Origin of the sequence: Bradyrhizobium sp. B117 (assembly GCF_038969555.1) — a bacterium.
Taxonomy (GTDB): Bacteria; Pseudomonadota; Alphaproteobacteria; order Rhizobiales; family Xanthobacteraceae; genus Bradyrhizobium.
The window spans coordinates 4,822,663-4,841,854 of sequence record NZ_CP152414.1; the positions used below are offsets into that span (position 1 = coordinate 4,822,663).

The window sequence follows — 19,192 nt, forward strand, 5'->3', positions numbered from 1 at the left end:
AGCGGCCTCATCAGACGGATCGGCAAGGGGAGCGGTTTCATAGAACCCGCGTTGGGGCCGAAAACCTTCAATCCCCACCATATCTTGCATAAATATCAGGCCCGACCCGCAAATGCTTGGCCGGGGGCGGGCGATGTGGTAGATCGCGCGTGCTTCCGATCGCCACACCAGACCCGCCCGTAGCCTGCCAAAAGGCTGCGGCGGTGGAGATATTCGCAAGATGACCCTCGCAAAGACCGCCTCTGCGCCCGATTCGTTTTTCACCGCCTCGCTCGAGCAGGCCGACCCGGAAATCGCCGCCGCCATCAAGGGCGAGCTCGGCCGGCAGCGCCACGAGGTCGAACTGATCGCGTCCGAGAACATCGTCAGCCGGGCCGTGCTGGAAGCGCAGGGTTCGGTGATGACCAACAAGTACGCAGAGGGTTATCCGGGCGCGCGCTACTATGGCGGTTGTGAGTGGGTCGACGTCGCCGAGAACCTCGCGATCGATCGCGCCAAGAAGCTGTTCGGCGCCAACTTCGCCAACGTGCAGCCGAACTCCGGCAGCCAGATGAACCAGGCTGTGTTCCTGGCACTGCTCCAGCCCGGCGACACCTTCATGGGTCTCGACCTTGCGGCCGGCGGCCATCTCACCCATGGCTCGCCCGTCAACATGAGCGGCAAATGGTTCAAGGCCGCGCACTACACCGTGCGCCGCGAGGACCAGATCATCGACATGGACGCGGTGCAGAAGCAGGCCGAAGAGGTCAAGCCGAAGCTGATCGTCGCCGGCGGCTCGGCCTATTCGCGTGCCTGGGACTTCAAGCGCTTCCGCGAGATCGCGGACAGCGTCGGCGCGTATCTGCTGGTCGATATGGCCCACTTCGCCGGCCTCGTCGCCGGCGGCGTGCATGCGTCCCCGGTGCCCTATGCCCACGTCACCACCACGACGACGCACAAGTCGCTGCGCGGTCCGCGCGGCGGCCTGATCCTCTCCAACGATGAGGTGCTCGCCAAGAAGCTCAATTCGGCGATCTTCCCGGGTCTCCAGGGCGGTCCGCTGATGCACGTGATCGCGGCGAAGGCGGTCGCCTTCGGCGAGGCGCTGCGTCCGGACTTCAAGGTCTATGCGAAGAACGTCGTCGAGAACGCCAAGGCGCTGGCCGAGGCGATGAAGAGCCATGGCTTCGACATTGTCTCGGGCGGCACCGATAACCATCTGATGCTGGTTGACCTCCGGCCGAAGGGCCTGAAAGGCAACGTCTCGGAGAAGGCGCTGGTTCGCGCCGCCATCACCTGCAACAAGAACGGCATTCCGTTCGACCCCGAAAAGCCCTTTGTCACCTCGGGCCTGCGTCTCGGCACGCCCGCGGCGACGACCCGCGGCTTCGGCGTCGCTGAATTCCAGCAGGTTGGCGGCATGATCGCCGAGGTCCTGAACGCGATCGCACAGTCCGACGACGGCAAGGCGCCGCTGGTCGAGGCCGCGATCAAGGAACGGGTCAAGGCGCTCACCGACCGGTTCCCGATCTACCAGTAAGGTCAAGGCAAACGGATGCGCTGCCCGAACTGCAACAGTCTAGATACGCAGGTAAAGGACTCGCGTCCGACCGAGGATTCTTCCGTCATCCGCAGGCGGCGCGTGTGCGTCGCCTGCAATTTCCGCTTCACCACCTTCGAGCGCGTGCAGCTGCGCGAGCTCACGGTGATCAAGCGCAACGGCCGCCGCGTGCCGTTCGACCGCGACAAGCTGATGCGCTCGGTGCAGATTTCCTTGCGCAAGCGGCAGGTCGAGCCGGAGCGGGTGGAGAAGATGGTCTCCACCATCGTGCGCGAGCTCGAGACCGGCGGTGAGGCCGAGATCTCCTCCGAGGTGATCGGCGAGACCGTGATGGAGCATCTGCGCACGCTCGACGACGTCGCCTATGTGCGCTTCGCCTCCGTCTACCGCAATTTCCGCGAGGCCAAGGATTTCGCCGATGTGCTCGGCGAGCTCTCCGGTGAGGAGGAAGCGCGGCTCGCCGCGATCCGCAAATGATCTTCCGCATCCTGGAAGATCAGTTCGCGCACAAGGCCCGCGAGGCCAAAGACGCCGATCGCCGCTTCATGGAGCTGGCACTGTCGCTCGGCCGGCGCGGGCAGGGGCGCACATGGCCGAACCCGGCTGTGGGCGCCGTCATCGTGAAAGACGGCGTGATCGTCGGCCGCGGCTGGACCCAGCCGGGTGGACGGCCGCATGGCGAGCCTGAAGCGCTGCGGCGCGCGGGCGAGGCTGCGCGCGGCGCCGCGCTCTACGTCACGCTGGAGCCGTGCTCGCATTTCGGCAAGTCGCCGCCGTGTGCGGATGCGGTGATTGCCGCCGGCATCAAGCGCGTCGTGGCAGCCATCGAGGATCCCAATCCGGAGGTCGCGGGGCAGGGCCATGCGCGGCTGCGCGCCGCCGGCATCACGGTGGAAGTGGGCCTGTGCGCGGCGGAGGCTGCCTTCGACCACGCCGGCCATTTCCGCCGTATCCGCGACAAGCGCCCACATGTCCTCCTGAAGCTCGCGGTCTCGCCCGACGGCAAGATCGGCGCGGCCGGCGGCAAGCCGGTTGCGATCACCGGCGAGGCCGTGCGCAACCGCGTGCATCTCTTGCGCGCGCAGAGTGACGCCATCCTCGTCGGCATCGGCACGGTGCTGGCGGACGATCCGCAGCTCAACTGCCGCCTGCCGGGCATGGCGGCGCGCTCGCCGGTGCGCGTGGTGCTGGACCAGAGCCTGCGGATTCCCGCATCGAGCGAGCTCGTGCGCTCCGCGCGCGAGACACCGCTCTGGGTGGTGGGCTCGGAGCTGGCCGAGGCAGCGGCTGCGACGCGGCTTGGCGCAGCTGGCGCGCAGATCATTCGCGTAGCCCCGGGTAGCGCGTCCGGGCTCGATCTTCCGGCCGTGCTGCATGCGCTGGCCGGGAAGGGCATCTCGCGGCTGCTGGTCGAGGGCGGCAGCCGCGTCGCGGCGTCCTTCGTGGCGGCCGACCTCGTCGACGAGATCTGGCTGTTCCGCGGGGCGGAAGCGGTCGGCGCCGATGGGGTGGATGCGCTCGATGCAATGCCCCTGTCGAAAATCACGCAGTCGCAGGCCTACAAGGTTCATGCTAGCGAGACCTTCGACAAGGATACTCTCACCGTCTACGAGCGCGCCTAGCATGTTCACCGGCATTGTCACCGATATCGGCGAGATCGTCAGCTTCACGCCTGTGGCGCAGGGCCAGCTCCACCGGTTGCGCATCGCCTGCAGCTACGATCAGGCCACCATTGCCGATGGCGCCTCGATCGCCAGCAACGGCGTGTGCCTGACAGTGGTTGGTTCCGGCGTCGCAGGCGGCAAGACCTGGTATGACGTCGATGCCGCGGCGGAGACGCTGGCGCTGACGACGGCAAAGCACTGGAAGCTGGGCACGAAGCTCAATCTCGAACGCGCGCTGAAGATCGGCGACGAGCTCGGTGGCCATATCGTCGCCGGCCATGCCGACGGCGTTGCAATCCTGGTCAGCCGCGAGGACTTGCCCGATATGGCACGGTTCGAGCTCTCGACCACGCGGGAGCTGGCGCGCTTCATCGCCACCAAGGGCTCGATCACGCTCGACGGCGTCTCGCTGACGGTCAATACGGTGAAGGACGTGACCTTTTCGGTGCTGATCATCCCGCACACGCTGACGGTCACGACGATCGGCGGCTGGAAGGCGGGCGACGAGGTCAATATCGAGGTCGATCTGATGGCCCGCTATGCGGCGCGGCTGACGGAAATGACAGTTTAAAACTTGGCTTACATGCTTCCGGCGACTACATAGCGCCGACCCCTTTCGAAACGGATTGAACGATGGCAGACGCGCGGCGCGCACCCCTGAAGGACCAGACCGACATTTCCGGCGCACGGGCGCTGATTGTCGAGGCACGGTTCTATGACGATCTCCAGGATGCGCTGCTGGACGGCGCGGTCGCCGAGCTGAAGGCGGCCGGCCTGACGCATGACGTGATCACGGTTCCCGGCGCGCTGGAGATCCCGGCGGCGGTGGCCATCGCGGTCGATGCGGCGGCGGCGAGCGGCAAGCCCTACGACGCTGTGATCGCGCTCGGCTGCGTGATCCGCGGCGACACCATCCATTTCGAGATCGTCTCGCAGGAATCCTCGCGCGCGCTGATGGACCTCGCCGTGGCGCGCAAGCTGCCGCTCGGCAACGGCATCCTCACCGTCAATAATGAGGACCAGGCCTGGGCGCGGGCGCGCGCCAGCGAACTGAACAAGGGCGGCGATGCCGCGCGCGCCGCGCTTGCGATGCTGCGCATCAAACGCCGTCTGGCGCGGGCCTGAGCAATGGCTGACAACACCAAAAAGCCGGCGTCTGCCACCGAGAAGAAAGCGAACCGGCGCGGTGCCGCGCGGCTCGCCGCCGTGCAGGCGTTGTACCAAATGGACATCGCCGGCGCCGGCATCAACGACATCTTTGCCGAGTTCGAGAGCCACTGGCTCGGCAACGAGGTCGAGGGCGACACCTACCTGCCGGCGGAAGCCGCCTTCTTCCGCGACGTCGTCTCCGGCGTCGTGCGCGACCAGAAGAGGCTCGATCCCCTGATCGACGAGGCGCTGTCCAAGGGCTGGCCGCTGAAGCGGATCGAGGCAATCCTGCGCGCGGTGTTGCGGGCAGGCGCGTACGAATTGGAGCACCGCAAGGACGTGCCGGGCCGCGTCGTCGTGTCAGAATATGTCGACGTCGCGAATGCCTTCGTCGATCGTGAGGAGACCGGCATGGTCAATGCCGTGCTCGATCAGATCGGCCGCCAGTTTCGCGGTGACGAGTTCGGGCGGGGGTAGTTTCCCGCAAGGGCGGTGAATTGATGCGAGACGGCTGCACCATACTCCGCTGTCATCACCCGCGAAGGCGGGTGATCCAGTACGCCGCGGCCTATCGATTTAACACAACCGCCTCTGGAATACTGGATCGCCCGGTCAAGCCGGGCGATGACAGCGGAGAGTGGGGTTAGGCAAGTGGCAAACCCGCACAATCCCTCCGCCGAAGACTCCCTCATCGCCCATTATTTCAAGCCGCTGGCGACCGATCCCGGTGCGTTCGGGCTGGTCGACGATGCCGCGGTCCTGTCCTCGTCCGGCGACGACATCGTCGTCACCACCGACGCCGTTGTTGAAGGCGTGCATTATCTTGCCACCGACCCGCCCCACACGATCGCGCGAAAGGCGCTGCGGGTGAACCTGTCGGACCTCGCCGCCAAGGGGGCTGTGCCCGCCGGCTTCGTGCTGACGCTGGCGCTGCGTAGCCAGGACGATGCATGGCTCCGGCCATTCGCGGATGCGCTCGGCGAGGACGCAAAAACCTTCGCATGCCCGCTGCTCGGCGGCGACACGGTGTCGACGCCGGGGCCGCAGATGATCTCGATCACCGCGTTCGGCCGCGTGCCGAAGGGCCGGATGGTCGGCCGCACCGGCGCAAAGCCGGGCGACCGCATTCTGGTGACGGGAACGATTGGAGACGCCGCGCTCGGCCTCGGCGTGCTCACGGGTGGGGCGGTCGCGGCTGTGCTGAAGGACCACGCCGCGCAGGAGTACCTGATCGACCGCTATCGCGTTCCGCGGCCGCGCAATGCATTGGCGGGGGCGGTGCTTGCCCATGCGAGCGCATCGATGGATGTGTCCGATGGCTTGGCAGGTGATCTCGCCAAGCTCTGCGCCGCTTCCGGCGTCAGCGCCTTGATCGAGGCTGACCGCATTCCGAAATCACCTGCCGCCTCTCTCGCCATCTCCGCCGTCGGCCTCGAGAAGCTGGTGTCCGGCGGCGACGATTATGAAGTCCTGTGCACGGTTCCGGACGCGCGCTGCGCCGATTTCATGCGCGAGGCCGAACAGGCGGGAGTTCCCGTCTCGGCGATCGGCACCGTCGTCGGCGGCCGCGCCGCGCCGCGCTGGACGGACGCGCACGGCAACGAGATCGCGCTGCAGCGGCTCTCCTACAGCCATTTCTAGATTCGGGTGCGACCTTGCGTCCGCAGCGAACGCAGTCCCTCTGCTTTTCCGCGATAACCGGGTAACATCGGCAATCGCAACTGACCTTCGAGATCGCGTCCTCATCCCGGCCCCCCGTGAAGTCGGCGGCCTGAGCATGGCCGCGGCCGAGCTGAGCCCCGGTTCAAAGGTCTCCCGCATGCAATGGGCAAGGCGGCGGCCAAGCGCTGCTCAGTATTTGGCCTAAATACTTGCCGAGATCGGCTTTTTCGGCCTCATCCGGCGTTGCACCCTCAATTTGATTTTGGCAAGCTCGCAACCGACTAAAGCCGCCTGGGGGCGGCTTTGTTCAAAATCAAGGCGCCATACCGCACGACGGACAACAAAAGGCGCCGGGGGTACATCAAGGATCTGAGGCAAAAATCACATGACAGCATTATGGTTGATAGTGCTCTGCGGAGTGCTTTCCGTCGTCTACGCGATTTGGGCGACGTCTTCGGTGTTGAGCGCGGATGCGGGGTCGCCGCGCATGCAGGAGATCGCAGGCGCGGTGCGTGAAGGCGCACAGGCGTATCTCCGGCGCCAGTACACCACGATCGGTATCGTCGGCATCGTCATCTTCGTGCTGCTTGCCTATTTCCTTGGGCTCTATGTCGCGATCGGTTTTGCCATCGGCGCCATCCTGTCCGGCGCCGCAGGCTTCATCGGCATGAACGTCTCGGTGCGCGCCAATGTGCGCACCGCCCAGGCCGCGACGACGTCGCTCGCCGGCGGTCTCGAGCTCGCCTTCAAAGCGGGCGCCATCACGGGCCTGCTGGTGGCCGGTCTCGCACTGCTCGGCGTCACCCTCTATTTCGGCTTCCTGGTCCACTCGCTGAAGCTCGCGCCCGATAGCCGCACCGTGGTCGACGCCATGGTGGCGCTCGGCTTCGGCGCCTCGTTGATCTCGATCTTCGCCCGTCTCGGCGGCGGCATCTTCACCAAGGGTGCGGACGTCGGCGGCGATCTCGTCGGCAAGGTCGAGGCTGGCATCCCAGAGGACGATCCGCGCAATCCCGCGACCATCGCCGATAACGTCGGCGACAATGTCGGCGACTGCGCCGGCATGGCCGCCGACCTGTTCGAGACCTATGCGGTGACCGCGGTCGCCACCATGGTGCTGGCAGCGATCTTCTTCGCCAAGACGCCGATCCTCGCCAACATGATGACGCTGCCGCTCGCGATCGGCGGCATCTGCATCATCACCTCGATCATCGGCACCTTCTTCGTCAAGCTCGGGCCGAGCCAGTCGATCATGGGCGCGCTCTACAAGGGCCTGATCGCAACCGGCATCCTGTCGTTGATCGGCATTGCCTTGGTGATCTATTCCCTGATCGGCTTCGGCAAGCTCGACGGTGTCGACTACACCGGCATGGCGCTGTTCGAATGCGGCGTGGTCGGTCTCGTCGTTACCGCGCTGATCATCTGGATCACCGAATACTACACCGGCACCGACTATCGTCCGGTGAAGTCGATCGCCCAGGCCTCGGTGACCGGTCACGGCACCAACGTGATCCAGGGCCTCGCCGTCTCGATGGAAGCGACCGCGCTGCCCGCGATCGTGATCATCGCCGGCATCCTGGTCACCTACAGCCTCGCCGGCCTGTTTGGCATCGCGATCGCGACCGCCACCATGCTGGCGCTCGCCGGCATGGTCGTCGCGCTCGACGCCTTCGGCCCGGTCACCGACAACGCCGGCGGCATCGCCGAGATGGCGGGCCTGCCCAAGGAAGTGCGCAAGTCGACCGACGCGCTCGATGCGGTCGGCAACACCACCAAGGCGGTGACAAAGGGCTACGCAATCGGCTCCGCCGGTCTCGGCGCCCTGGTGCTGTTCGCAGCCTACAACCAGGATCTCAAGTTCTTCGTTGCGGACTCTGCTCACCACACCTACTTCGCCGGCGTCAATCCGGACTTCTCGCTCAACAACCCCTACGTGGTGGTGGGCCTGCTGTTCGGCGGTCTGTTGCCGTATCTGTTCGGCGCGATGGGCATGACTGCGGTCGGCCGTGCAGCCGGCGCGATCGTGGAGGAGGTGCGGCGTCAGTTCCGCGAGAAACCGGGCATCATGCAGGGCACCGACAAGCCTGATTACGGCAAGGCGGTCGACCTGCTGACCCGCGCGGCGATCAAGGAGATGATCATCCCCTCGCTGCTTCCGGTGCTGTCGCCGATCGTCGTCTATTTCGTGATCTACGCGATCGCGGGGGGCGGCGCGGCCGGCAAGTCGGCGGCGTTCTCGGCGGTGGGCGCGATGCTGCTCGGCGTGATCGTGACGGGTCTGTTCGTCGCGATCTCCATGACCTCGGGCGGCGGCGCCTGGGACAACGCCAAGAAGTACATCGAGGACGGTCATTTCGGCGGCAAGGGCTCTGATGCCCACAAGTCCGCGGTGACCGGCGACACCGTCGGCGATCCCTACAAGGACACGGCCGGCCCCGCGGTGAACCCGATGATCAAGATCACCAACATCGTGGCCTTGCTGCTGCTGGCGATCCTGGCGCACTGAGCGGTGCAGGCGAGAAAAGACAAAACCCCGCGGCGCGAGCCGCGGGGTTTTTGTTTTCCGTCGTCATTCCGGGGCGGTCCGCAGGACCGAACTATGGTGCGCAATTGCGCACCTGAGAACCTCGAGATTCCGGGTTCGGCTCTTCGAGCCGCCCCGGAATGACGCTGCGCATCACTGCACGTCCATCTGCAGCCCTTCCTTCTGGATGATGCCGGCGAACTTCTTCGTCTCGGCGTCCACGAAGGCGGCGAACTGCTCCGGCGTGCCGTAGTCGGCGCGGGCGCCCATGGCGGCGATCTGCTTCTTGATGTCGTCGCGCTCCAGCATCGCCTTGACCTGGAGATTGACCGCGTCGAGCACGGGCGCGGGGACGCCCTTCGGCAGGAAGACGGAGAACCACGACGACACGTCGAAATTAGCGAGCTCCGGCGCGCTCTCGCGCATGGTCGGTAGGTCCTTCGCGAGGTCGCTGCGCTCCGGCGTGGTCACGCAGAGGCCAGTCAGGGTGCCGTTCTGCACCTGCGGCAGGCTCGGATAGAGATTGTCGAACAGGATCTGGATGTCGCCGGCAAGCGCGGCCTGGAGCGCGGGACCGGCGCCGCGGAACGGGATGTGTGTCATCCTCAAGCCGGTGAGCTGGAGGAACCAGGCGCCGGTGAGGTGAGGGCTCTGGCCGACGCCGGAGGAGGCGTAACTGAGCTTGTCCGGATTGGCCTTCAGATACGCGATCAGCTCGGCAATCGACTTGATGCCGGTCTTCGGATGCGCCGAGACGATGTTCGGGATCCGGATCATGTTGGAGACCGGCTGGAGCTGGTCCGGCTTGTAGGTGAGGTTCTTGAAGATGCTGTAGGCGATGGCGTTCGGACCAGGATTGCCGATCAGGATGGTGTGTCCGTCAGGCTTGGCGCGGACCGCCTCGGCCGTGCCGATCGTGCCGCCGCCGCCGGAGCGGTTTTCCACGACGGCCGACTGGCCCCAGGCGGTTTGCAGATGCGCGGCCAAGAGCCGGCCCATCACGTCGGTAGAGCCGCCGGCCGCGGCCGGCACGATGATGCGGACGTTCTCGGTGGGCTTCCAGTCGGCCAGGCTCGATCGCGGCAGGATCGCCGCGGCCGAGAGGCCGGCAGCAGCGGTCAGCACGCGACGGCGGGACAACAAACGATTGGGCACGAATCCACTCCCTGCTTCTTGTTTTGAAGGGAGCGTAGGGAAGGCCGCGCGCAACGGCAAGTCGCACGCGCCTGCAAGCGCCGCGCGCGCAGCGGTAGGACGCCGCAGGCTGAAGGATCAGTTAAAGCTCAGCAGCTTGAACAGCGGCGTGAGGTAGTTCATCTCCTGGCCCGACGTCGTCGTGGTGCGGCTGATGAAGTCGAAGATCTTGCCGTCCTGGAGGCCGTAATTCGCAAGGCGGCGCACGCGCCGGTTCTTGTCGAAATAGATCGCGATCACGCGTTGATCGACCACCTTCTGATTCATGAAGGCGACGGGACGCTCCGAGCGCTGCGAGATATAGTAGAACACTTCGCCGTCGAGGGTCGCGACCGTGGAGGGCGTGCCCATCACGATCAGCACCTGGTCCTGGCTCGCGCCGATCGGAATCTGCTCCAGCGCACCGGGCGGAAGGATGTAGCCCTTCTGGAATTGCTCGCCGGTGCAGCCCGCGAGCGCTACGCCGACCAGGGCCACGGCGGCGGCCATGCGCAAGCCGCGCCAACGTGCATGAAGGCCGCGCGGCAGGCTGGCGCGCAGGCTGGTCTGGTTCGTTATCGTCATAGCGGAACTGATTCCGTCCCCTTGCGTCGCGCGAGGCGCTGAAGTACCGGGCGGAGGCTCTGAATGCAACACGCGCGCGCCCGCTTGCGGAAACCACAATGCTTTGGCCGTTCAATCACTTCAGGAAACCCCGGCTAACCCCGGCCGGCACCATTGAAGCCATCTATGGCATGATCGTGACGCAGGCGCGAGAACCCATATTTTACCGCGACTTGGGCGTGTCCGATACGGTTAACGGGCGTTTCGACCTGTTGCTGCTGCATCTCTGGCTGGTGTTGCGCCGCCTGCGCACGGTCCAGGGCGCCACCGAGCTGTCGCAGGCGCTGTTCGACCGTTTCTGCGAGGACATGGACGACAATCTGCGCGAGATGGGGGTCGGCGACCAGATCGTGCCGAAGCGGATGCGGGCCTTTGGCGAGGCGTTTTACGGCCGGGTGCAAGCCTACGACCAGGCGATCGAAGCTGGCGGTGAGGCGCTGGCGGCGGCGATCTGCAAGAATATCTTGAATGGGTCCGGTCTGGACCACGCACGGCGGCTCGCGGCTTACGCCCGGGCCACGGAGGCCGATCTCGCCCGGACCGGCGAGGCCGCGCTGCTGCGCGCGTCCTTCAAGTTTCCCCCGGCGCTTTCCGAGGATGTCACGCCATGAGCCGACCGCACACCGGAGCCCAGCCCGATCCTTGGCGGGCCCCCGTCATCGTCGCACAGATTCCAGACACTGGCCTCTATCGCGAGCTCGAGGCGTCGACCGCCGAGCGGCAGGCCATGGCGGAGCTCGCTGGCCTTCGCGAGATCCTGTCTGCCAAGGCCAGCTTCGACGTCGTGCCGAAAAGCGGCGGCCGCTACCATGTCACGGGCCAGGTCCGCGCGCGGATCGGCCAGACCTGCGTGGTGACGCTCGATCCGATCGAGAACGAGATCGAGGAGGAGGTGGACCTGATGTTCGCCCCCGAGGCCGAGGCGCGGCGCCTTGCCGACCTGATCGAGGAGGGCCAGGACGACGAGGAGCCTCCGGAGGTCGCCGATCCGCCGGAAGCGATCGTTGGCGGCATCATCGATCTCGGCCGGCTCGCCACCGACGCGCTGTTCCTGGCGATCGACCCCTATCCCCGCAAGCAGGGGGCCGTGTTCGAGGCGGAGGTCACCGCTCCCGATCCGGAGGATCATCCGTTCGCGGCGCTGAAGGCGCTTCAGGATGAGAAGAAAGGCCGATAGATCGGCGTTTCCACGTGAGCGCCTTGCGAGGGGACGCGAGGCGGTTGCCGGGATGGTTTGAAGAGCGGTCTCATCTATTTGATTTTATTGTGTTTTATCTCGAATTTGACCGCCCGCCAGCCGATCGTCCTGAATGCAAAAGGCTGGGGGCAAGAGGTTGTTTCGGGATAACAAAACGCTATTGTCGCGCCGCGGTCCGGGTGCGGCGGGGCGCTTGGCCGGTCGCCAAATCGATGGCGAACCCATTTCGCGGCCCCGCTCGTTCAAGACCGCACCAGACCAGGTTTCCAGGACTTTCATGCTAAGCAAGGTTCGCATCGCGCTGGACGCCATGGGGGGCGACGCCGGCGCCGCCGTGGTCATTCCAGGCGCTGCCATTTCGCTTGGCAGGCATCGCAACACCGAATTCCTGCTGGTCGGGGACCGCGCCAGGATCGAGCCCGAACTCGAGAAGCATCCCGCCCTCAAGGCCGCTTCGAAGATCATCCATACCGACGTCGCCGTGAGCGGCTCGGACAAGCCAAGCCAGGCGCTGCGGCGCGGCCGCAGGACCTCCTCGATGTGGCTTGCCATCGACGCGGTGAAGAAGGGCGAGGCGGATGTCGCGGTTTCCGCCGGCAATACCGGCGCGCTGATGGCGATGTCGCGTTTCCACCTGCGCACGCTGCCGGGCATCGACCGCCCGGCCATCACAGCGATATGGCCGACCAGGCGCGGTGAATCCGTCGTGCTCGACCTCGGCGCCACCATCGGCGGCGACGCGCGGCATCTGGTGGCGCTTGCGGTGATGGGCGCGGCCATGGCGAGCGTGCAGTTCAACAAGCCGCGCCCGACGGTCGGCCTGCTCAACATCGGGACCGAGGAAATCAAGGGGCACGAGGAGATCCGCGAGGCCGGTGAAATCCTGCGTGCGCGGAACCTGCCGGAACTCGACTATATCGGCTTCATCGAGGGCGATGGCATTGGCAAAGGGCTGGCCGACGTCATCGTGACCGAAGGCTACAGCGGCAATATCGCGCTCAAGGCCGCCGAGGGAACCGCGCGGCAGATGGCGGAATTACTCCGCAACGAAATGCAACGAAGCTGGCTGTCCAAGCTCGGCTATCTCTTTGCCCGCAGCGCTTTCCAGGCCCTGCGCAATAAGATGGACCCCAACAAGTCCAACGGCGGGGTGTTGCTGGGGCTCAACGGACTGGTGGTCAAAAGCCATGGCGGAATCAACGCCGAAGGCTTTGCCTATGCGATCGATGTTGGCTATGAGATGGCTCACTACGATCTCCTGAACAAGATCAATCAGATGCTCAACCGCGAGGGTGGTGCACTCAATTCCGTGCAGTCCGCGCAGGAGGCTGTTTCGTGACTCAAATTCGTTCGGTCGTGCTCGGCTGCGGCTCCTACCTGCCGGAGCAGGTGGTGACCAACGCCCAACTGGCGGCGCGTATCGACACGTCCGACGAGTGGATCGTGCAGCGCACCGGCATTCGGGAGCGGCACATCGCGGCCGAGGGCGAGTTCACCTCGCATTTGGCGATCAAGGCGGCGCAGGCCGCGCTCACCGATGCCGGCATCGACGCGCAGTCGATCGACCTGATCGTGCTGGCGACCTCGACGCCCGACAACACTTTTCCCGCGACCGCCGTCGCCGTGCAGCATGGACTCGGCATCAACCATGGCGCCGCGTTCGATCTCCAGGCGGTGTGCTCGGGCTTCGTGTTCGCGCTCGCCACCGCCGACAATTTCCTGCGCACCGGCGCCTTCAAGCGCGCGCTGGTGATCGGTGCGGAGACCTTCTCGCGCATCCTCGACTGGAACGACCGCGGTACCTGCGTGCTGTTCGGCGACGGCGCGGGCGCGGTGGTGCTGGAGGCGCAGGAGCAACCGGGCAAGGCCGCGACCGACCGCGGCGTGGTGACCACGCATCTGCGCTCCGACGGCCGCCACAAGGCAAAGCTGTTCGTCGACGGCGGACCGTCCTCGACCCAGACCGTCGGCCATCTGCGCATGGAGGGCCGCGAGGTCTTCAAGCATGCGGTCGGCATGATCACCGACGTGATCGTCGATGCCTTCGAGGCGACCGGGCTCAATGCCGACAGCATCGACTGGTTCGTGCCGCACCAGGCCAACAAGCGAATCATCGACGCCTCCGCGCACAAGCTTCATATCGCACCGCAGAAGGTGGTGCTGACGGTGGACCGTCACGGCAACACCTCGGCGGCTTCTATCCCGCTGGCGCTGTCGGTGGCGCGCAAGGACGGCCGCATCAAGCGCGGCGACCTGGTGCTGCTGGAAGCGATGGGCGGCGGCTTCACCTGGGGCTCCGCGCTGGTGCGCTGGTAGCGACAGTCAATAAAATTTTGCCCGAATCAGCGCCGATTATCGATGCGTCTGCATTGATGAGCGCTGTTGACCGCCGTGCCGTAAGCTCATAATTTCAGACAACAATTGTTCGCCGTGATGTGGGGCAGGGCGATGACCGATCAAAGTAAAACCGTAACGCGTGTCGATCTCTGCGAAGCCGTCTACCAGAAGGTGGGGCTGTCGCGCACGGAATCGTCCGCCTTCGTGGAACTCGTGCTGAAGGAGATCACCGATTGCCTCGAGAAGGGCGAGACGGTGAAGCTGTCCTCGTTCGGTTCCTTCATGGTGCGCAAGAAGGGTCAGCGTATCGGCCGTAACCCGAAGACCGGCACCGAAGTGCCGATCTCGCCGCGGCGGGTGATGGTGTTCAAGCCGTCGGCGATACTGAAGCAGCGAATCAACTCCCAACACCGTACCAACGGCGATGGCAGCAAGGTTCAACCGGAGGCGTAATCGCCCGCGGAAAGGATTTGGCATTTGGACAAGGCGCCGGATGCGTTCCGAACCATCAGCGAAGTAGCGCAGGAACTCGACATTCCGCAGCACGTGCTGCGGTTCTGGGAGACCCGATTCTCCCAGATCAAGCCGATGAAGCGCAGCGGCGGCCGCCGCTACTACCGCCCCGACGACGTCGACCTGCTCAAGGGCATCCGCAGGCTGCTCTACGGCGAGGGCTACACCATCCGCGGCGTGCAGCGGATCCTCAAGGAGCATGGCGTCAAGTCGGTGCAGGGCCTCGCAGACGGGGCAGCCGCCGTCTCGTTCGGGGCGATCGAGGATGCCATCGGCCAGAGCCTAATGGAGCCGGACGACGAGGCGCCCATCAAGGGCATCACTGACGCCGACGATGACGACTACCAGGGGGATGAGGAGGAAGGCATCGACTTCCGCTTCACGGAGGTCGACGACGAGGAAATTCTCACCACCTTCCGCAAGGGCGGCGCCGCTGTGCCGGCCGGCCCCAGTGCGCTGGACCGCGAGCGGCTGGGCCGGGCGCTCGCCGACCTCGTGGCTTGCCGGGAGATGCTTGACCAGGCGCTGAAGGACGGGTGAGGGCGCCTTTCGCCGGCTTTGCGGGCAGTTCCGGGGGCATCGGCCTTAGGCCTATTGGAGAGAGCCGCCAAAATGGTGCGACCTCGCCTTGCGCAACGCGGCGATCCTAGCTAATGGAACGACATTCGGAGCGTGGCGCAGCCCGGTTAGCGCACTAGTCTGGGAGACTAGGGGTCGGAGGTTCAAATCCTCTCGCTCCGACCATTTTCTTCTCAAATGGACCAAAGCTTTGCGCGATCGCAGCGCTGTGCGGGCACTGCTGCTCGGGCAGAGGCTTGCCACGGGTCCAGGTCCGGACGGCAAAGGCGAGCTGGCGCGGTCCCATCGCATCCACGATCGAGGCCTGTGCGCTTTCGAGTCGCCTGGCCAATCCGCTGACGCTCAGGTCCAGCACGGCGTCGGCGGCCAGCAGGGCCACCGACAGGAACGCAATCGATCCCGCAACGGCTATCGCCTTCCATTCTGGTGACTGCATCAGCTGACTTTCTCAGGTATTTTGCCGCTCGCCGGATAGGTGGGGCTTTTTCGCCAGGTTCAAGCCCTCGACCAGGCTCGCGCACGCGTTCTTGAAGTGCGACAAATCTGTAACAGGTGGCTCGTGCTACCCGGACGGACGCAAGTAGCCCACCACCATCCTTGTCGTCTCGTCCACCAGCGTCTTCACCGTCTTGTCGGACTGCATCTCGGCCTGGTGCAGCACCGTGTTGTGCGCCACCGCCTCGATCGCGCTGACGCAGATGAAGGTCGCCATATCGAGGTCGATCTTGCGCATCTCCTTGCGACGGCTTTCGAAATAGGCGCGCACGAGGGCGTGGACCTCGTGATTGAAGGCCTCGACTTCGGCAAGCCGCCCCGAGCGCGGGATCTGCTCGGCGAGCACGCGATGCAGGTTCGGATCGATGTGATGGGCCTCGATCGCGACGGTGACGAGCCGACGCACCGCCTTCTCGACCGGCATGTCCGCGACCTCGACGAAGGCGGCGCGGACGATTTGCATGATCTCGTCGTTGTGACGGTCGATCACGGCGGCGACCAGCGCCTCCTTGCTCGGAAAGTATTGGTAGAGCGAGCCGACACTGACGCCGGCGATTTCGGCGATGCGGTTGGTGCTGGTCTTCTCAAAGCCTTCACGGACCAGAATGCGAGCAGTCGCCTCGACCAATGCGTCGACGGTGGCGCGGGATCGCTCCTGCGAGGCATTTTTCCGGCGTTTTGTGAGCGGTTTGCGGGCCACGGCCTTGTGATCCGAATGCGAGTAGGAAAAGCGAGTGAATGCTCGCATTATAGCGGCAAGTGGTGGCGGGTCGGCAAGCCGCTTTGTCGCCGTTTCGAAAAGAGCCAGGTGGGGATATGGCCATGAGCGTTGCCAGAATCGTGTCGGCCTTGCAGTTTTGCCCGGGCGGTTGCGTGTTCAGTCCACCGCCCCGGCGCGATCCCGCACCAAGCCTGCGAAGCCGCGTCTTCAACATGCTGCTGCGGCAGCTTCCCTACAGGAAGCAGCTCGCATCAGCCGAAGCCGTGCAGGCACAAGTGCAGAAGCTGGCATTGGAGCCGGCATCGTTCGAGCCGACGGGACTTGGCCGCGGCGTCGAGGCGACACTGACCAAGATGGGCGGCTGGCCGGTCTATTACACCGCGCCGTCTTCGGGGCATGAGGGCTGCAACTTCGTCATGTTCCTGCACGGCGGCGGCTACATCAACGAGATCGTGCCGGCGCATTGGCGCTTCATCGGCCAGATGACGCGCAAGGCGCGCGTCGTCTGCGTCGTGCCGATCTATCCGCTGGCGCCACGCGCCACCGCCAAGGACGTCGTGCCGGCCACGGCCGAGCTGCTGCGGATGCTGCTGGAGGATGCCGGACCGGCAAAGGTCACGGTGGTCGGCAATTCGGCCGGCGCGGGCCTCGCGCTGGCCGCATGCCAATGGCTGCGCGATCGCGGCCATCGGCAGCCGAACCGGCTGATGCTGATCTCGCCTGCGGCCGAGGCCTCGGTCAGCCGTCCCGAGCAGATCGAGATCGCGGCGCGCGATCCGATCCAGGATATTCCGGGGATCGTCGAAGCCGCGCGCCTCTATGCCGGCGAGCTCGATGTCGGCCATCCCTTCGTCAGCCCGCTGAACGGCGCCTTTCGCGCGCTTGCGCCGATGACGATCTTCTCGGGGACGCGCGATCTGCTCTATCCCGACAGCGTTGATCTCGCGGAGCGGGCGCGTGCGGTGGGCGTGCCGGTCGAACTGCATCTGCTCCGCGACCAGCCGCATAATTATGCGCTGATGCCGACGCCCGAAGGGCGGCGAGCGCGTGCGGTCATTTTGCGGGCTGTCGGTTGAGGGGAGGCGTGACCATTGTCACGCGAGGTGCCGTCTCGATCGGTCTGGCGCTGGCGGTGTCCGGGCGGAGGGCAAGGCAGCCCCCGGGCGTTTCCTCGATGGACGTAGTTTTGCGGGGCCTTAGGCGTGGCCCTTGATCTCGTAATGGCCCGGCACGCATTTGTAGCGCTCGAGACGCCAATTGGCGTGATAGATCGGATGCTCGCCCATCCATTTCGCCAAGGGGGCCTGTGCGCCGACCGCGCACTGCATCATCGACATCTCGGGCGTCATGTTGCTGTCGGTCACGATTTCTTCGACGCAGCCGCCTGTGGCGGATGCACCAAGCCGGCAGAGCACGGCAACGACGGTCACGAACATTCCTGTCACCTCATCGGTAGTTTCTGACCACGAAGAGGATGCAAGCGGAGTGCCAGAGCCTGTGACACAAACAACACGCTGGCCTGGACGACTCGACCCAGCGTCCTGATTCCATTTGACGATTCGGATTGTAAAAAAATTGCCCCTAAACCGAAGCCGGACAAATACGGGGAACCGGCGGGAGCAATCGCCTGTGGCGGCCGCGCCACAGCGGGGCCAGTGGTCTCGATGCGTGCTCAGCCGGCAGCTTGCGGGTCATGCCGAGATCGTGACGTCTCGGATTCGCGCGGAATAGTCCGCGCGTCGAAATAAAAGGCAATGTTTGCACGGCGCGCCGTGTCGATCCGCTTTTGCGCGCGGAAGCGGCGCTGCTACATTTTGCGCGCGCCGCGGTCAGTGGCGCTAGCTCTGAAGAAACAGACCGACAAAGGGAGGGGCCGAAGTCCCATGAAGGATTTTGCAGGAAAGATCGCCGTCATCACCGGCGGCGGGACGGGGATGGGACGCGAGCTTGCCAGGCAGCTCGTTGCCGAGGGCTGCAATGTCGCGATGTGCGACGTCTCGGAAGCGGCGATGGCCGAGACCAGGCGGCTCTGCGAGGTCGAGAAGCGGCCGCAGGGACTGCGCATCACGACGCATGTCGCCGACGTCGCGATCGAGGATCATCTGAAGCGGTTTCGCGACGAGCTCGCCGAGCAGCAGCAGACGGACCGTATCCATCTTCTGTTCAACAATGCCGGCATCGGTGGCGGCGGCAGCCTGTTCACCAACACACGCGAGCAGTGGGAGCGCACCTTCAACATCTGCTGGGGCGGCGTCTATCTCGGCGTGCGCACATTCCTGCCGATGCTGGTCGCGGCGGACGAGGCCCACATCGTCAACACCGCGAGCGTCAACGGCTTCTGGGCCTCGATCGGCATGAACCAGGCCCACACCGCCTACAGCTCGGCCAAGTTCGCAGTGAAGGGATTTACCGAAGCGCTCATCAATGACCTGCGCCTGCATGCGCCGCACGTCAAATGCTCGGTGGTGATGCCCGGCCACATCGGCACCTCGATCGTCTCCAATTCGCGTAAGGTGCAGAGCAATGACGGCTCCGACCGCCTCAACGCCGACGAGGTCGCGCTGACCCGCAAGCGCATGGTCGCGGCCGGCGTGCCGGATGCCGACAAGATGTCGGACGAGGATATCCAGGCCGTGTTCGCCGAGCGCGCCCGCAGCTTCCTCGAGGACGCGCCGACGACCGCCGCGCAGGCCGCTAAGATCATCCTCGACGGGGTCAAGACGGAGCAATGGCGCATTCTTGTGGGCGAGGATGCAAAGCGCCTTGACGAGCGCGTCCGCGCCACGCCGGAGCAAGCCTATGACCGTGCCTTCTACGAAAGTCTCACGCAGGAGGTCGGCTGGCGTCTCGGCTGAAGCTGCCCGGCTGACATCGTCAACGATGGCGCGCGGATGTATGTATGATGCGCGTCATGGCAAGAGGTGGACCGGTGATTTCATGTGCCACCTCCTGCCAATGTTTGCCGCCTTATGACGAATAGGAATGTCACGCATGCGACACCGCTGGCCATCAA

Annotated in this window: 20 protein-coding genes and 1 tRNA gene; 17 read left to right on the top strand and 4 right to left on the bottom strand. The window is 65.2% G+C overall.

The genetic code is table 11. From position 1 onward, the window contains the following. Nucleotides 1-220 precede the first annotated feature (220 nt). The 8 genes from glyA (at nucleotide 221) to AAFG16_RS23755 (ending at nucleotide 8,521) form a co-directional block, all read left to right on the top strand. Nucleotides 221-1,519: a serine hydroxymethyltransferase gene (glyA, locus tag AAFG16_RS23720; protein ID WP_092213863.1), complete on the top strand. Its 1,299-nt coding sequence runs from the start codon at nucleotides 221-223 to the stop codon at nucleotides 1,517-1,519. Between the two features lie 15 nt (nucleotides 1,520-1,534). Next, entirely contained in the window at nucleotides 1,535-2,017 is a 483-nt protein-coding gene (gene nrdR, locus AAFG16_RS23725) for a transcriptional regulator NrdR (protein WP_011087793.1), read from the top strand. Continuing rightward, complete coding sequence (ribD, locus tag AAFG16_RS23730) at nucleotides 2,014-3,162, top strand: bifunctional diaminohydroxyphosphoribosylaminopyrimidine deaminase/5-amino-6-(5-phosphoribosylamino)uracil reductase RibD (RefSeq protein WP_342740730.1); 1,149 nt, start codon at nucleotides 2,014-2,016, stop codon at nucleotides 3,160-3,162. The genes nrdR and ribD overlap by 4 nt, the downstream gene beginning before the upstream one ends. A 1-nt stretch (nucleotide 3,163) precedes the next feature. Beyond that, nucleotides 3,164-3,775 (top strand): riboflavin synthase, encoded by a 612-nt coding sequence (locus AAFG16_RS23735; RefSeq protein ID WP_342740731.1) that lies wholly within the window; start codon nucleotides 3,164-3,166, stop codon nucleotides 3,773-3,775. A 62-nt stretch (nucleotides 3,776-3,837) separates the two neighbouring features. Beyond that, nucleotides 3,838-4,329, top strand: coding sequence for a 6,7-dimethyl-8-ribityllumazine synthase (gene ribH, locus AAFG16_RS23740; protein WP_342740732.1), 492 nt, complete (start codon nucleotides 3,838-3,840; stop codon nucleotides 4,327-4,329). Nucleotides 4,330-4,332: 3 nt separating this feature from the next. Next, nucleotides 4,333-4,830 carry a transcription antitermination factor NusB gene (nusB, locus tag AAFG16_RS23745; protein WP_027559570.1) on the top strand — a complete coding sequence of 166 codons (498 nt, stop codon included), beginning with the start codon at nucleotides 4,333-4,335 and terminating at the stop codon, nucleotides 4,828-4,830. A 174-nt stretch (nucleotides 4,831-5,004) separates the two neighbouring features. Further along, nucleotides 5,005-5,994 carry a thiamine-phosphate kinase gene (gene thiL, locus AAFG16_RS23750; RefSeq protein WP_342740733.1) on the top strand — a complete coding sequence of 330 codons (990 nt, stop codon included), beginning with the start codon at nucleotides 5,005-5,007 and terminating at the stop codon, nucleotides 5,992-5,994. Between the two features lie 406 nt (nucleotides 5,995-6,400). Then, nucleotides 6,401-8,521, top strand: a complete 2,121-nt coding sequence (locus AAFG16_RS23755) for a sodium-translocating pyrophosphatase (protein ID WP_342740734.1) — start codon at nucleotides 6,401-6,403, stop codon at nucleotides 8,519-8,521. 171 nt (nucleotides 8,522-8,692) lie between these two features. On the opposite strand, the gene AAFG16_RS23760 is transcribed toward AAFG16_RS23755, so the two are convergent. Together AAFG16_RS23760 and bamE are read right to left on the bottom strand one after the other, a co-directional pair. Beyond that, nucleotides 8,693-9,694 carry a tripartite tricarboxylate transporter substrate binding protein gene (locus AAFG16_RS23760; RefSeq protein WP_283086543.1) on the bottom strand — a complete coding sequence of 334 codons (1,002 nt, stop codon included), beginning with the start codon at nucleotides 9,692-9,694 and terminating at the stop codon, nucleotides 8,693-8,695. 117 nt (nucleotides 9,695-9,811) lie between these two features. Next, complete coding sequence (gene bamE / locus AAFG16_RS23765) at nucleotides 9,812-10,297, bottom strand: outer membrane protein assembly factor BamE (RefSeq protein WP_342740735.1); 486 nt, start codon at nucleotides 10,295-10,297, stop codon at nucleotides 9,812-9,814. 98 nt (nucleotides 10,298-10,395) lie between these two features. Here bamE and AAFG16_RS23770 point away from each other — a divergent pair, with 98 nt between their 5' ends. The 7 genes from AAFG16_RS23770 (at nucleotide 10,396) to AAFG16_RS23800 (ending at nucleotide 15,128) form a co-directional block, all read left to right on the top strand. Next, nucleotides 10,396-10,947, top strand: a complete 552-nt coding sequence (locus AAFG16_RS23770; RefSeq protein WP_283086545.1) for a ubiquinol-cytochrome C chaperone family protein — start codon at nucleotides 10,396-10,398, stop codon at nucleotides 10,945-10,947. After that, complete coding sequence (locus tag AAFG16_RS23775) at nucleotides 10,944-11,513, top strand: DUF177 domain-containing protein (protein ID WP_283086546.1); 570 nt, start codon at nucleotides 10,944-10,946, stop codon at nucleotides 11,511-11,513. The genes AAFG16_RS23770 and AAFG16_RS23775 overlap by 4 nt, the downstream gene beginning before the upstream one ends. Nucleotides 11,514-11,811: 298 nt before the next feature. Further along, the gene (gene plsX / locus AAFG16_RS23780; RefSeq protein ID WP_342740736.1) at nucleotides 11,812-12,873 is read left to right on the top strand and encodes a phosphate acyltransferase PlsX; all 1,062 of its coding nucleotides are present in this window, start codon (nucleotides 11,812-11,814) and stop codon (nucleotides 12,871-12,873) included. Next, on the top strand, nucleotides 12,870-13,850 hold the full coding sequence (locus AAFG16_RS23785; protein WP_283086548.1) for a beta-ketoacyl-ACP synthase III: 981 nt from the start codon (nucleotides 12,870-12,872) through the stop codon (nucleotides 13,848-13,850). The genes plsX and AAFG16_RS23785 overlap by 4 nt, the downstream gene beginning before the upstream one ends. A gap of 132 nt (nucleotides 13,851-13,982) precedes the next feature. Beyond that, nucleotides 13,983-14,324: an integration host factor subunit alpha gene (locus AAFG16_RS23790; RefSeq protein WP_283086549.1), complete on the top strand. Its 342-nt coding sequence runs from the start codon at nucleotides 13,983-13,985 to the stop codon at nucleotides 14,322-14,324. 24 nt (nucleotides 14,325-14,348) lie between these two features. Beyond that, on the top strand, nucleotides 14,349-14,924 hold the full coding sequence (locus AAFG16_RS23795) for a MerR family transcriptional regulator (protein WP_283086550.1): 576 nt from the start codon (nucleotides 14,349-14,351) through the stop codon (nucleotides 14,922-14,924). Nucleotides 14,925-15,050: 126 nt separating this feature from the next. After that, a tRNA-Pro gene (locus AAFG16_RS23800) sits at nucleotides 15,051-15,128 on the top strand. Nucleotides 15,129-15,525: 397 nt separating this feature from the next. Here AAFG16_RS23800 and AAFG16_RS23805 read toward each other — a convergent pair. Then, nucleotides 15,526-16,158 (bottom strand): TetR/AcrR family transcriptional regulator, encoded by a 633-nt coding sequence (locus tag AAFG16_RS23805; protein WP_342740737.1) that lies wholly within the window; start codon nucleotides 16,156-16,158, stop codon nucleotides 15,526-15,528. A 122-nt stretch (nucleotides 16,159-16,280) separates the two neighbouring features. Here AAFG16_RS23805 and AAFG16_RS23810 point away from each other — a divergent pair, with 122 nt between their 5' ends. After that, nucleotides 16,281-17,255 carry an alpha/beta hydrolase fold domain-containing protein gene (locus AAFG16_RS23810; RefSeq protein ID WP_342740738.1) on the top strand — a complete coding sequence of 325 codons (975 nt, stop codon included), beginning with the start codon at nucleotides 16,281-16,283 and terminating at the stop codon, nucleotides 17,253-17,255. A gap of 120 nt (nucleotides 17,256-17,375) precedes the next feature. On the opposite strand, the gene AAFG16_RS23815 is transcribed toward AAFG16_RS23810, so the two are convergent. Further along, nucleotides 17,376-17,615, bottom strand: coding sequence for a hypothetical protein (locus AAFG16_RS23815; protein WP_027559556.1), 240 nt, complete (start codon nucleotides 17,613-17,615; stop codon nucleotides 17,376-17,378). A gap of 447 nt (nucleotides 17,616-18,062) precedes the next feature. Between AAFG16_RS23815 and AAFG16_RS23820 the strand changes: the two genes are divergently transcribed. Beyond that, nucleotides 18,063-19,034: an SDR family NAD(P)-dependent oxidoreductase gene (locus AAFG16_RS23820; protein ID WP_342740739.1), complete on the top strand. Its 972-nt coding sequence runs from the start codon at nucleotides 18,063-18,065 to the stop codon at nucleotides 19,032-19,034. Nucleotides 19,035-19,192: the final 158 nt, after the last annotated feature.